This is a genomic window from Xylocopilactobacillus apicola (genome assembly GCF_033095985.1).
Classification (GTDB): domain Bacteria; phylum Bacillota; class Bacilli; order Lactobacillales; family Lactobacillaceae; genus Xylocopilactobacillus; species Xylocopilactobacillus apicola.
In genome coordinates this window covers 306,810-320,990 of record NZ_AP026802.1, presented here as the reverse complement: position 1 = coordinate 320,990, position 14,181 = coordinate 306,810, and the positions used below count along the sequence as shown (strand labels likewise).

Genomic DNA, 14,181 nt, shown 5'->3' with positions numbered 1-14,181 from the left:
TATTAAAAAAGAACTGGGCGGTATAGGCTTATTACGAGGCCTAATATTGTCACGTTCGAATAAAACAAATCCGCCATTGTAGAATTTTCAGGATGTAAACGAATTTGCCCCGCTTCTTTATAGAATCTCTTTACCGTAGCTTCATAATCTTCTGTCATTGCTACAACAATCTGCCCGTTATCTGCCGTTGATTGTCGATGAACAATGATTTGATCCCCATTATTAATCCCAATTTCGATCATCGAATCACCCTGCACGCTTAACATAAACAATTCATCAATTGGATACGTTATGTTATCAGGAACCGGGAAAAATCCTTCAATTGACTCCTCGGCAACGATTGGCTGCCCCGCTGCAACTGTTCCGACTAAAGGAATTCCGTGATTTTTCTCTTCAACAAAACCCACCATTTCTTTACCTTTAGGCGTTATTTCAAGCGTTCGGGAACGACTATCGCGCTTCTTTAAATAACCATCATTAATCAAACGATTAACATAAGTTGCAGCAGTACTTGAAGACACCACATTCATCATCTTAGAAATCTCTCTAATCGACGGAGGATAACTATACTCTTCTATGTATTGATTAATCTTGGTAAGAATTTCTTGTCGTCGGTGATCGTCAAATCTTTGCCCCATCAGTTCGCTCCATGTCTTTTTTGTTTCATTCTACCATTTTCGAACAAATGTTTGCAAGTAAAATGATTAGATTGTCTTTCTCCCGAACAATTATTTTTTAAGATTTTGGATAAATTCTTTGAGTTTTTCTAATTCTTTTCGATTCATTTCCGCCGCATGAGATTTAATTAAATGGAGCATTGCTCTTTTGGAAACAAATGATTTAAAATATTCACCTTCTGATACTTGTGGTCGGTAAATTCTTGTCAAAGATTTTTTTCTTAATTCAATTTGAACAACTTTTACAAACTCTTTATGGCGCAACCTTCTCATGAGAATTTGGGTTTTGTTAGGGTCTAATTCTTCGCTCAAATGAGAAACTTCTTGCGAGCTTAAAGCTGCGTCAGATCCCCAAAGTACATTCATTACTGTTTCTTCAGCTATCGTGAGTCTTTCCATTAAATTAACCTCTTTTTCAGAAAACTATTTTGCTAAACCAAATTATACCAAATTACAAAAACAACTACCATTTAAAATTTTAAGGTAGTTGTTTGTTGTTAATAATCGCGCATCAAGATTCTAGTAATTTCATGATCATCATCAAATTGAACAATTAAATTCGCTCGATTACGCGTTGGTTCAATAAAGTTTTCAAAATTCGGCTGATTAATTGCTGCATATGTATCTTTTGCTAACTGATTCGATTCCTCTCGTTGCATTTGAGCATATTTCTCAAAATATCCACCAGGTTCAGCATGATCCAACAAGTCATTAAACCTGTTTAAAAACCAATTAATGATGCTTTCATGCGCAGCTTCTAAATAAATCGTCAGATCCATCATCTCACTAAAGGCCTGTCCATTCAGCGGATTTGTTTGAAGGACATTAATTCCTTCAACAATCAAAAAATCGGCGCTGCGAACTCGTCTCTTACGATCTAAAATGTCGTAAGTCAAATGATCATAAATTGGAATATCTTGGCTTTCATTAAAGCTCGCTGCGTTCACTAAAAAGTTCCAAAGAGCTTCGTTATCAAAGCTTTCCGGAAAGCCCTTCTTATCCATCAAATTCTTCTGAACTAACTCAGCATTCGGGAATAAAAAATCATCAGACGAAACAATTTCTGCCCGTTGATTGGGATTCATTTCATGCAGTTTATCTGCTAAATCCTTCGCAAAAGTACTTTTGCCAACAGAAACTGCCCCTGTAATCCCGATTAAAAATGGCGTCCTTCTTTTGAAAAAAGGCCCTTTAAAATAGTTATCAAAACTACGATCCTCAGTTAATTTTAGACTATGCTTCAGCCCAATTAAATACAAAAGACCAAACATTTCACTCTGATTTGCTAATTCTTCGACGACATCGTCTTTTAAAAATGCTGGATTAACTCGTCCTTGCAGATTCTTCATCTGCGAAACAGCTTTTAAATTCAATTCATGGTAACTAAACGCATCATTATGCGACATCTTATAGCTCCTTATAATTTTTCCAATTCATAAAGACTCTCTGGCACTTTCTCTAAAAGCGGCGACATTTCTTTAACTGCCAACACGCTTAGCTCATGCATTGCCCGCGAGCAAACCGTGTATAAAAGTTTGCGCTCGTACTGCTCTGTAAAATTGTCTTTAGACACATCATAAGCGATCACTGCATCAAATTCCAATCCTTTTGCGAGATAAGCTGGAATGATCATCACTTTCTTAGCTAAATGTTGGCGCGCCGACTTAATTAAAAGATGATCAATCTCTAAATCAGTCAAAGTCGCAGCCAATTTTTCTGCGGCTTCGGGCGTTTTCGTGATTACTGCCGTTGTAAAATCCTGTTGATGCTCATTTTGCAAAATTTCAACGACTTTTTGGTCTAACTGTTTATGATTTTGGCCGATAAACACTCTTGGCTTTAAGCCGTTGCGATCAAAAGCTTTAATATGCTCACTATCAGACAAAATTTCTTTAGTAAAATTCGTAATTTGTTTTGTTGAACGATAGGATGTCGGCAGATAAACCACTTTAGTCTCTTGATTTTTAAAAATCTGCTTCACCTCATCAATCAAGTACTTACCTTCATCAAAAGAAAAAATTTCCTGGTTGAGATCTCCCAATAAAGTGAAGCGTGCCCGTGGAAAAGCATGTTTCAGATAACGAATTTGATACGGCGTGTAATCCTGAATCTCGTCAATAAAAACATAACGAATATCGCGCTCACCGTGGCGGCCCGTCAAGAGATCAAACAGCTGGACAAAAGGCAGTGCTTCATTAATGGTCATTTGTTTATGCGAAAGAAGCTCGCCGACCTGTAAGAGATACTCCTTCCACTCACTCTTACTTAAATTGAACTGGGCTAGAAATTCCTTATTTTGACCAAGATAGAGCAGAAAATCGCGATATTGCGCCATAATATTAAGGAAATAGTTGTGAACAATTTTGCGGGCCAAAATTTTGTATTCGTGATCAATAATTTTGTTTGCGTAAAAATTATATTCATCTTTCGAGCTCGCAAATTCACGATTGCGCGGATTAAGTTCCCGAATTTGCTCCTCACTCATACTCTCGACAATATTGCTAACCCAATCACTGCGCTTTTGACGACCCAAATTCGATTTCACCAAATTAAGCACCCGTTTTTTCGTCTCATCCAGTCGATTGAGCAACTTATAATTTTGGTTAAACTGATAAAAGATCTGCGAAATTTTCTCAGTTGACACTAGCTCTTGCCCGCGAAAAACAATCGGGCGCAATTTCACACCAGCACGATTCAGTTTCTCTGCATAAGTCTCCATTGCCGTGTAGAAATCATCAGATCCCAACAGATGAACAACTTTGCGGCTTACTTCATTAAATTGTCCTTCCCAGCTGTCAAGAACATTAATAATTTCAAAGCCCGGAATCCGGCGACCCACAAATGTCTCCAGCGTAAAGCGGACCATATTATTCTCACCCATCTCAGGCAAGACGTTCGCAATATAATCGTTAAAAAGCTGGTTGGGCGAAAACATCAAAATCTCAGTTGAATTCAAATTACCGCGATAGCGATACAGCAAAAACGCCATTCGCTGCATGACTGCTGACGTCTTACCTGATCCCGCTGAACCTTGAACAAACAAAAGATCAGTCTTAGTATCCCGAATTATTGCATTTTGCTCCCGTTGAATCGTCGTAACAATCGTTTTCATTTGGGTGCTGGACTTCTCCTGCAAGGCTTCAAGAAGCATCTGATCACCGATGGTTTCATTTTTGGTATCAAAATACGAATGTACTTGTCCGTCGCTAATCAAAAACTGCCGTTTTAACTTGAGATCAACGACCTGCTTGCCATCCGGCGTATCATAGCTCACTTCCCCGAGTCGACCATCATAATATATGGAAGAAACTGGAGCGCGCCAATCATAAATTAGATATTTATTCTTCGTATCAACGAAAGAAGACATTCCAATATAGATCTTCTCCCGACCGGTTTTGGCAGTTTCCTCAAAATCAATGCGGCCAAAAAAAGGGCGTCCCTTCACCCGATTAAGTGTTGCAAGTTCGCGGGCTGAACGTTCATAAGCATTATTTTTTTCTAATAAAATTTGTTGTTGTTGATGAATCGAAGCTGATGTCTCAAGCTGTTCAGAATAATCTGACATGTTAACTGAGAAATCATCAAAGAACGTATCCATGACTTTCTTGCCGTCAGATCGCGCCTGGGCTTCTTTCTGTTTAAAAATTTTAACTTTTTTCTCAATCTCGGAAATTACAAAGGTTAAATACTTTTGTTCGTCATTTAATATTTGATCCATTTAAGCTGCTCCTTAATATTGTAAAAAGCGTCCTAACATTTTAGCACAACTCCAAGTTGATGAACATTTCTAAATATTACCAGAAAAAGCACGTTTTTTTAGTTTTCTGATGTTTCTAACATATGTACTATGCATACTACAAGTTTCAATTTTACCCTTAAAATTCACAAAATAGACCAAATAAGTGTTAAAATAGAAATGATTCGACGGGAGGTGGAAAACGTAGAACAAGTAAAACTGAAGTCTGAGTTCATGAAACTGCAAGACTTACTCAAAATTGTGGGAATTATTGGAACTGGTGGCGCGGCCAAAGGCTTCTTAAGCGAATACGAGGTCTTGGTCAATAACGAACGGGAGACTAGACGCGGCCGAAAATTACGTCCAGGAGATATCGTATCTTTTGGCAACAATGATTTTCAGCTTGTCGCCTCTGATGAAACTAGCTAGCTTAAAATTAGCTCACTTTCGTAATTACGAAGCGATGACGATCGATAATCTATCAAATGTAAATATCTTGTTGGGTGATAACGCACAAGGCAAAACAAATTTTTTGGAAGCAATTTATTTGTTAGCATTGGGCAAAAGTTTTCGCACTAACCACGATAGTGAATTAATCGAAAGTGGGGCGGAAGAAGCCCTCGTTGAAGGTTCCTTCACCCGAGATACTCAATCAGAAATTAAATTAGGTTTAAAAATCAAGAAACGCGGCAAAATCGCTTATCTTAATCAATTAGAACAGCCACGCATGAGTGATTTTGTCGGAGCAATTAATACCGTAATTTTTTCGCCGGAAGATCTCAACATTGTTAAAGGTGCTCCAAGTTACCGCCGGCATTATCTCGATTTAGAGCTCTCAAGTATCAGCCCGAAGTATTTAAATGAGCTGCGGCGTTATCAAAGAACTTTAAAGCAAAAAAATCAATATTTGAAGATGATGCGTGAAGGCAAATCCAATGATTCGATTTACCTTGATGTCCTTAATCACGATTTAGCCGAAGCTGGCGGATATCTCGCTTGGGCTCGCAGCGAAAATATTGCTGAGTTGGAACAATACGCTACCGATATTCATTATCGTTTAACGCAGAAGAAAGAGAAACTTGAAATAGTTTATCTCAGCGAAATTAGTTGCGATGCGCTAAACTCCCCTGAAGACGCTGCGAGCGCTCTTTTGGCCTCGTTTGAAAGATTAAGCGAGCGTGAACTACGCCAAGGAGTGACGATCGCTGGGATCCAGCACGATGATCTAAGTTTCATGGTTAATGGAACAAACGTCGCAAGTTTTGGCTCTCAAGGTCAAAAACGTTCCGTTTCCATCTCCTTGAAACTTTCTGAAATTGAAGTAATCAAAAAAATTCGGCATGAAGCACCTATTTTACTACTTGATGATATTTTCTCTGAACTAGATCAAAATCGGCAAACATTTTTGATCAAATCATTTGAACAAGCGGTTCAGATTTTCATCACCACCACTTCCATTAATGACATTGACACGTCCATCATTGAACCACCCTTAATTATCAAGGTTGATGATGGCAGAATTTCTAGTAGGGGTAAGAATGGATAATTTAACAGAAAAAGAAAAACAAGCCCGCGAATATAATAGCGGCGAAATCGAGATTCTTGAAGGACTGGAACCGGTCCGTAAGCGTCCCGGGATGTATATCGGATCAACTAGTTCTCAAGGCCTGCATCATTTGGTTTGGGAAATTATTGATAACGGAATTGACGAAGCTTTAGCTGGTTTTGCCTCTAAAATTGAGATCACAGTTGAAAAAGATGGCTCAGTGACTGTCGTCGATGACGGGCGCGGAATCCCTGTTGACACAATGGACAAAAATGGCAAGTCTGCCCTTGAAACTGTTTTTACTGTTTTACATGCGGGGGGAAAATTTGGCAATGGCGGCTACAAGGTATCTGGTGGACTTCACGGAGTTGGTGCCTCAGTAGTTAATGCTTTATCTACAAATTTAGACGTCACGGTTGTTCGTGAAGGCAAAAAATACTACATGGATTTTGATCATGGGCATGTTAAAACTCCCATCAAAGTCTTAGGCGATGCGCCAGAACATGCTCACGGAACGACGGTCCATTTTGTACCTGATCCCGAAATTTTCAAAGAAACAACAGTTTTTGATGACAAAATCTTGAATACAAGAATTAGAGAGTTGGCATTTCTTAACAAAGGGCTCATGCTTACTTTTACCGATCAACGTCAAGAAACCCCTAAACCTGTTGTCTACAAATACGACGGCGGAATTAAGAGTTACATCGAATTTCTAAACAAAGGCAAGACGCCAATTTTTGAGGAACCGATCTACGTCGAGGGCGAACAAAAAGGGATTACAGTTGAAGTTGCGATGCAATATACCACCGACTACCATAATAGTCTGATGACTTTTGCCAACAACATTCACACCTACGAAGGCGGAACTCACGAACAAGGGTTTAAGACTGCCCTCACCCGGGTGATTAACGATTACGCCCGGAAGAATAAAACGCTAAAAGAAGACGATGATAATTTGTCCGGTGATGACGTGCGTGAAGGACTGACCGCTGTAGTTTCGGTTAAGCATCCGGACCCACAGTTTGAAGGTCAAACGAAAACTAAACTTGGGAACTCCGAAACTCGCTCCATTGTGGATAAAACTTTCTCTGCGAGTTTCAATCGCTTTTTAATGGAAAATCCTGATGAAGCAAAGATGATTGTTGAGAAAGGTTTGCTTGCCGCAAAGGCTCGTCAAGCTGCCAAAAAGGCCCGCGAAGCAACCCGGAAAAAGACGGGACTTGAAATTACCAGCTTGCCAGGAAAATTAGCCGACAATTCAAGTAAAGACCCCGAGATTTCTGAATTATTTATTGTCGAGGGGGATTCGGCCGGTGGATCTGCGAAATCAGGCCGTAGTCGTCTAACTCAAGCAATCCTCCCAATTCGAGGGAAAATTCTTAACGTTGAAAAGGCCTCATTTGAGAAAATTCTCGCTAACGATGAAATCAGAACAATTTTTACCGCGATGGGAACCGGCTTTGGTAAAGACTTTGATCTTTCAAAGGCCCGCTACCATAAACTAATTATTATGGCCGATGCCGACGTCGATGGTGCTCACATTAGAACTCTGCTTTTAACTTTGATCTACCGCTTTATGCGCCCGGTCTTAGAAGCCGGATACGTCTACCTTGCGCAGCCGCCTTTGTATCAAGTTAGGCAAGGAAAATATCGCCAATACATCGATAGCGATGAAGAATTACAAGAAGTTCTAGCTCAGCTTTCTCCTTCACCTAAACCTGCCGTTCAGCGTTATAAAGGACTTGGTGAAATGGATGCTGCTCAGCTTTGGGATACGACAATGGATCCAGAGCGGCGAAGACTTTTAAGAATGAATTTAAACGATGGACAAGAAGCATCTGATACTTTTGATATGTTGATGGGTGACAAGGTCCAGCCACGTCGTGAATTCATTGAAGAAAACGCAGTTTACGTCGACCAGAGAATGATCGACGCCTAAGGGAGGTTAAATTAATTTGGACGAACAAGATAATCGCCGGATTGAGAATGCGGACGTAACCACAACAATCCGAACTTCATTCTTGGAATACGCCATGAGTGTTATTGTAGCCCGGGCATTACCTGATGCAAGAGATGGGATGAAGCCGGTACAGCGTCGAATTCTTTTTGGAATGAATCAGCAAGGTATGTTTCCCGATCGCCCGTATAAGAAATCCGCAAGAATTACCGGGGATGTTATGGGTAAGTACCATCCTCATGGAGATACTGCGATTTACGAGTCAATGGTGCGCATGGCGCAGGATTTCAGTTATCGCTATCCGCTCGTTGACGGACACGGAAACTTTGGATCGATTGACGGTGATCCACCGGCTGCAATGCGTTACACCGAGGCCCGACTGAGCAAAATTTCCATGGAAATGCTCAGAGATATCAACAAAGATACTGTTGATTTCGTTCCGAACTACGATGAGACGGAAAAAGAACCATCAGTGCTTCCTTCAAGAATTCCGAACCTTCTATTGAATGGCGCAACCGGAATTGCCGTTGGGATGACAACCAATATTCCACCTCACAATTTAAGTGAATTGATCGCTGGAATCCACCATTTAATGGATAATCCTGATGTTACGGTAACTGAGTTGATGGAAGATATTAAAGGTCCTGATTTCCCAACTGGTGCTCTTGTTATTGGACGCAGCGGAATTCGCCAAGCTTATGAAACGGGAAAAGGTTCCATTGTTTTGCGGGCCAAAACCGAAGTTGAAACTTCAAAAACCGGCCGTGAAACGATCATCGTTAAAGAAATTCCTTACATGGTCAACAAAGCTCGGTTAGTTGAAAGAATTGGTCAACTGGTCCACGAAAAGAAAATTGATGGCATCACCGAATTGCGTGATGAATCCGACCGTGAAGGAATGCGGATCGTCATTGGAATTCGTAGCGATACTACTTCATCAATTATCTTAAATAACCTTTACAAGTTAACACCTCTACAGGTCAACTTTGGTTATAACATGGTGGCTATCGTCAATGGTGCTCCAAAAGTTCTTAATCTAAAAGAGTTGCTCAACAATTACTTAACTTTCCAAGAAACTGTAATTAGAAGGCGGACTGCTTTTGACCTTAAGAAAGCCCAAGCTAGAATTCATATTTTGGAAGGTTTGCGAATCGCCCTCGATCACATTGACGAGATTGTCAGCTTGATTAGAAGTGCTGAAACGCCTGCCGTTGCCAAAGAAGGATTAATTACCAAATTCCAACTTGATGACATTCAAGCACAAGCAATCCTTGATATGCGTTTAGTTCGTTTAACTGGTCTCGAACGCGATAAAATTGAAGACGAATACGCACAGTTAGAAAAAGATATTGCAGATTATCAAGATATTTTGGCCCGCCCAGAACGGGTCAACGAAATCATTTACAACGAACTCTTAGAAATTGAAAGTAAGTTCGGCGACGAGCGAAAAACTGAGATCGTCAAAGAAGAAATTACCAATTTTGAAGACGAAGATTTAATTGAGCAAGAAGATATAATTGTCGGTCTTACCCATAATGGTTATATTAAACGCTTGGATCCTAGTGACTTCCGCCAACAGAATCGCGGTGGACGTGGCGTTCAGGGAATGGGCTTGCACGATGACGATTTTGTCGAACAATTAATCTATACCAATACCCATGAACAGATTCTTTTCTTCACCAACAAAGGAAAAGTTTATTCAGCCAAAGGGTATCAGATTCCTAGTTTTGGTCGAAACGCTAAGGGCTTGCCGGTTATCAACCTCATCAACATCGAAAAAGATGAGCACGTTAACACGATGGTGAAAGTTAATGCCGAGAGTGAGAAAGAATACTTATTATTTGTAACTAAGATGGGGACCGTTAAACGAACCCACACAGGCGAATTTGTAAACATTCGTAACTCTGGCCTTCGAGCATTAACGATCCACGAAGGTGATGAACTTGTTAATGTTATGATTACAACCGGTGCTTCGAACGTCTTTATCGGTACCCATTTAGGATATTGTGTCGTCTTCCCTGAAACGGAAGTTCGTTCTGCTGGACGAGTTGCCTCCGGTGTACGGGGCATCCGGCTACGTGATGAAGATTACGTTATCGGAAGTACCTTAATTCCAAAAGACAGCGAAATTCTGGTTATTTCTGAAAATGGTTACGGCAAGCGCACGCCTGCTGATGACTACACGGTGAAAAAACGTGGTGGTAAAGGAATGCGGACGCTGCGCGTGACTGAAAAAAATGGTCCACTTGCAGGCGTAATGACGATTGTTGGTCACGAGGATGTCCTCATCGTCAGTGATTCTGGCGTTGTAATCCGCTTTGACGTCAATGATGTCTCGAAATCAGGCCGCTCGACAGTTGGTGTTCGCCTAATCAGACTTGATCAGGATGCTAAAGTTGCTACTTTATCAAAAGCAATTAAAGTTGAAGATCCCGATGAAGAACCTGAATCAGAAGAATAAATTGCAACCAGCTAGATCTAATTGATCTAACTGGTTTTTGTTTTGCGAAAATTATATATTTACAAATATTTTAGTTTTTATTAACAATGAAATTTTTCCTTTTATTTCGAAGATAAAATCTGTAGAGTAGTAGTGAGAAGGAAGGCCGTTTCCTCTCCTTTCGTTACTGTTAATCAATCTAATTTTTAATTTCAAAATAATTAAGGAGACGGCGTTCCTTTTTATTTTGTCAAAAAATCATTTATTCATATCCAATCTCACTTAATTATTTTTAAAATAGACGCGTATCATTCAAAACACAAAAACTGAAAAATATTTCAAGTACTGAAACATTTTTGTGAATTCGAAATCTCTCCCCAAAAGTCATCAAACTATTGTAACCGGTTTCTGAGGTGTTTATGCTTAGTTTGTCAAAAAAATGGAGGAATTTAATAATGGACGATCGAAAATTTTCTGTTTTAATTGCTGGTGGAGGAAGTACTTATACCCCCGGAATTGTTTTAACCCTATTAGATCACATGAAGGACTTTCCAATTAGGAAATTGAAATTTTATGACAATGACGCGCCAAGACAGAAACGTATTGCTGACGCAACGAGAATTATTCTAAAAGAGCGAGCTCCTGAAGTTGAATTTGTCGCTTCTACTGATCCAGAAGAAGCTTTTACCGATGTCGATTTCGTAATGGCGCAAATTCGAGTTGGTAAATATGCGATGCGTGATCAAGATGAGAAAATCCCTTTAGCTCACGGAGTAGTTGGACAGGAAACGACCGGCCCTGGAGGGATTGCTTATGGTCTTCGCTCAATTTCCGGCGTGATTGAGCTCGTAGACTACATGGAAAAATATTCACCAAACGCTTGGATGCTCAATTATTCTAATCCTGCTGCAATTGTCGCTGAAGCAACTCGAAGATTTCGACCGAAATCTCGAATAATTAATATCTGCGACATGCCAATTGATATCATGGATCGCATGGCAGCGATTGTCGGACTTAAAGATCGTAACGATTTGGTCTTTAGATATTATGGATTGAACCATTTTGGTTGGTGGACTGATATTAGAGATAAAACTGGCAAAGACTTAATGCCTGAGATCAAAAAATATGTTGCTAAAAACGGATACTGGGTCGGCGGAGAATTTGATAAAAACACGGAAGCAAGTTGGGAATCAACATTTAAAAAAGCTGCTGATGTCTATGCCTTAGATCCCACGACTTTGCCTAATACTTACCTTAAATACTACCTTTATCCCAAATATGTGGTAGAACACGCCAATCCACACCATACAAGAACAGACGAAGTTCGAGAACACCGAGAAAAATTCGTTTTTGATGAATGTGACCGAATCACCAAAAATGGTACTGCCAGAGATTTAACCTTCAAATCTGATGAACACTCTACTTACATTGTTGATCTTTGTCGAGCGATCGCATACGACACCAAGCAACGAATGTTAGCTATTATTCCAAATTACGGAGCAATTGAAAACATTGATCCAACAGCTACTGTCGAAGTCCCTTGCCTATTTGGTGCTAACGGTGCAGAAAGACTGGCAATGGGACAAGCAGATACTTTCCAACGTGGCCTCATAACTGAACAGAACTGCGTGGAAAAATTAGCAGTTGATGCTTGGGAACAACATTCATACACTAAACTTTGGCAAGCATTCAGTCTTTGCAAAATTGTTCCAGATGCCGAAGTTGCTAAAGAAATCCTGGACGATATGATAATTGCCAACAAGGATTATTGGCCAGAGCTAAAATAATTTATAAATATCAGCCTCATCAAATACGACATTGGACCCTTATTAATACCTAAAAAAGATCCCCTGTCGTATTTTTGCTGAAAGAACAATGGAGAAAAGAAAAATGATGCAAAAAGTTCAAAGATTTGGTGCAGCAATGTTTACTCCCGTCCTCCTCTTTTCGTTTGCGGGAATCATGACTGCTATTTGTGTTTTAATGACAAACACTGCCTTATTTGGCAGCCTCGCTGCCTCTGGAACCGCCTGGTTTGGAATTTGGAAAACTCTGCAAGCCGGAGCATTCACTGTATTTGCCATAATTCCTATTCTGTTTGTCGTTGGATTACCCATCGGACTTGCTAATAAATCACAGGGACGTGCAGCAATGGAGTCCCTGGTCATTTATGCAACTTTTAATTATCTTGTTAATGGAATTTTAGCGAATTTTGGAAGTGCTTTTGGATTTAGTAATTTTGATAAAATTCAAATCATTCCCAACTCTACTAACCAGGGACTCACCAATATTATGGGGATAAAAACGCTGGATACTAGTATTATCGGGGCCTTGATCGTAGCTGGAATCACCGTTTGGCTACATAATCGATATTTTGATAAAAAACTGCCTGATTTTCTCGGAACCTTTCAAGGATCTCCTTACGTAGTAATTTTAGGATTTATTTTAATGATTCCACTGGCTTTAATTACCTGTTGGGGATGGCCAAAAGTACAAATGGGAATTTCATCATTACAAAATTTCATGAAATCATCTGGCGTTCTCGGCGTCGGAATTTACTGTTTCTTACAACGAGTTTTAATCCCAACTGGCCTCCATCACTTCATTTATATTCCGTTTATTTATGGACCTGCCGTGGTGCCTGAAGGACTGCAGCCTTGGTGGTTTACTCATCTCAGCTCAATTGCTGCTTCAACTAAACCGTTAAAAGAAATTGCTCCTCAGATGGGATTTGCTTTATTTGGCCACGAAAAAGTTTTCTTAATCCCTGCGATTTGTTTGGCTTTCTACTTCACTGCCAAAAAATCAAAGAAAGAGTCTACTGCAGCACTTTTAATCCCTGCCGGATTAACATCGCTATTAGCAGGGATCACTGAACCCGTTGAATTTACTTTTCTTTTTGTGGCTCCACCTCTTTGGCTAGTCTACTCTACACTGGCAGCAATTATGGACGCTACTCTATATGCCTTTGGCGTTGTCGGAATGTTTGAAAACGGTTTAATTGAATACATTACTCAGGATTGGATCCCTCTTTGGACAAATCACTGGCAAACTTTTATTATTGAAATCGTGATTTCCTTAATTTTTTCAGGTATTACTTTCTTTGTCTTTAAATTCATGATTGAACATTTCAATTATCTAACTCCTGGGCGCGAAACAATCGATGATGACCCAACATTGATTTCAAAAAAAGAATTTCTCGCAAAAAATCAAAGTAATATTTCTTCTAATCCTTATCAAGAAAGAGCTGAAGCTTATCTCTCTGGTTTAGGCGGAGTTGAAAATATAGTAGAATTAGCTAGTTGTGCAACTCGTTTACGGGTAACAGTAAAAGACGAAGGAAAACTTGCAAGCGATGATACTTTTAAAGCTGCCAAGGCTAGCGGCGTTGTTCATCACGGCAAAGCAATTCAAGTTATTGTCGGGCTTGATGTTCCGCAAGTATTAGAAACAATCCAAGAATTGATAAATAAACAGGGTGCTGATATCAGTAATATTGATTCTCAAAATTCTAATAAAATTTTTGATTTGAATAACCCAATTGCAAAAAAAGCTGCTCTGATCGTCGATTCTGCTGGAGAAATTCAAAATATCACCGACGTTACCGGTAACAAAGACCGATTGACAATTTCGGTCAAGAACCCAACGACGGTTGATCCAAAAGACGTTTTCTTAAGCTTGGGATTAGACATTAAAAATATCGCCATCATCGGACAACAAGTCGAAATTGATATTAGCGATGCTAAACAAATAGCTGGTGTTATTAATAAAATTCTCGGGTGAAATTTCAGCTTGACCGTAAACCTTTGCCGCTTAGATCGCAAA

9 protein-coding genes and 1 pseudogene are annotated in these 14,181 nt (G+C 39.8%); 6 read left to right on the top strand and 4 right to left on the bottom strand.

Annotation, left to right across the window (positions count from 1 at the left end; genetic code table 11):
* Positions 1-2: 2 nt before the first annotated feature.
* The 4 genes from lexA to helD all read right to left on the bottom strand — a co-directional run bounded on the left by lexA (position 3) and on the right by helD (position 4,395).
* Entirely contained in the window at positions 3-638 is a 636-nt protein-coding gene (lexA, locus tag R8495_RS01725; RefSeq protein WP_317635844.1) for a transcriptional repressor LexA, read from the bottom strand.
* Between the two features lie 90 nt (positions 639-728).
* Complete coding sequence (locus tag R8495_RS01720) at positions 729-1,076, bottom strand: BlaI/MecI/CopY family transcriptional regulator (RefSeq protein WP_317635843.1); 348 nt, start codon at positions 1,074-1,076, stop codon at positions 729-731.
* A gap of 98 nt (positions 1,077-1,174) precedes the next feature.
* Entirely contained in the window at positions 1,175-2,083 is a 909-nt protein-coding gene (gene coaA / locus R8495_RS01715; protein WP_317635842.1) for a type I pantothenate kinase, read from the bottom strand.
* A gap of 11 nt (positions 2,084-2,094) precedes the next feature.
* Positions 2,095-4,395 (bottom strand): RNA polymerase recycling motor HelD, encoded by a 2,301-nt coding sequence (gene helD / locus R8495_RS01710; protein ID WP_317635841.1) that lies wholly within the window; start codon positions 4,393-4,395, stop codon positions 2,095-2,097.
* Positions 4,396-4,593: 198 nt separating this feature from the next.
* Between helD and yaaA the strand changes: the two genes are divergently transcribed.
* The 6 genes and pseudogenes from yaaA to R8495_RS01680 all read left to right on the top strand — a co-directional run bounded on the left by yaaA (position 4,594) and on the right by R8495_RS01680 (position 14,139).
* Positions 4,594-4,842, top strand: a complete 249-nt coding sequence (gene yaaA / locus R8495_RS01705) for a S4 domain-containing protein YaaA (RefSeq protein WP_317635840.1) — start codon at positions 4,594-4,596, stop codon at positions 4,840-4,842.
* Positions 4,805-5,959, top strand: coding sequence for a DNA replication/repair protein RecF (gene recF / locus R8495_RS01700; protein WP_317636649.1), 1,155 nt, complete (start codon positions 4,805-4,807; stop codon positions 5,957-5,959). The genes yaaA and recF overlap by 38 nt, the downstream gene beginning before the upstream one ends.
* Positions 5,952-7,898: a DNA topoisomerase (ATP-hydrolyzing) subunit B gene (gene gyrB, locus R8495_RS01695; protein ID WP_317635839.1), complete on the top strand. Its 1,947-nt coding sequence runs from the start codon at positions 5,952-5,954 to the stop codon at positions 7,896-7,898. Before recF ends, gyrB begins: the two co-directional genes overlap by 8 nt.
* 16 nt (positions 7,899-7,914) lie before the next feature.
* Positions 7,915-10,374 (top strand): annotated as a pseudogene (gene gyrA / locus R8495_RS01690) (DNA gyrase subunit A); the annotation flags it as partial.
* Between the two features lie 437 nt (positions 10,375-10,811).
* A complete protein-coding gene (locus tag R8495_RS01685) occupies positions 10,812-12,143 on the top strand; it encodes a 6-phospho-alpha-glucosidase (RefSeq protein WP_317635838.1) in 1,332 nt (443 codons plus the stop codon).
* 103 nt (positions 12,144-12,246) lie between these two features.
* Complete coding sequence (locus R8495_RS01680; RefSeq protein ID WP_317635837.1) at positions 12,247-14,139, top strand: alpha-glucoside-specific PTS transporter subunit IIBC; 1,893 nt, start codon at positions 12,247-12,249, stop codon at positions 14,137-14,139.
* The last annotated feature ends 42 nt before the right edge of the window (positions 14,140-14,181 follow it).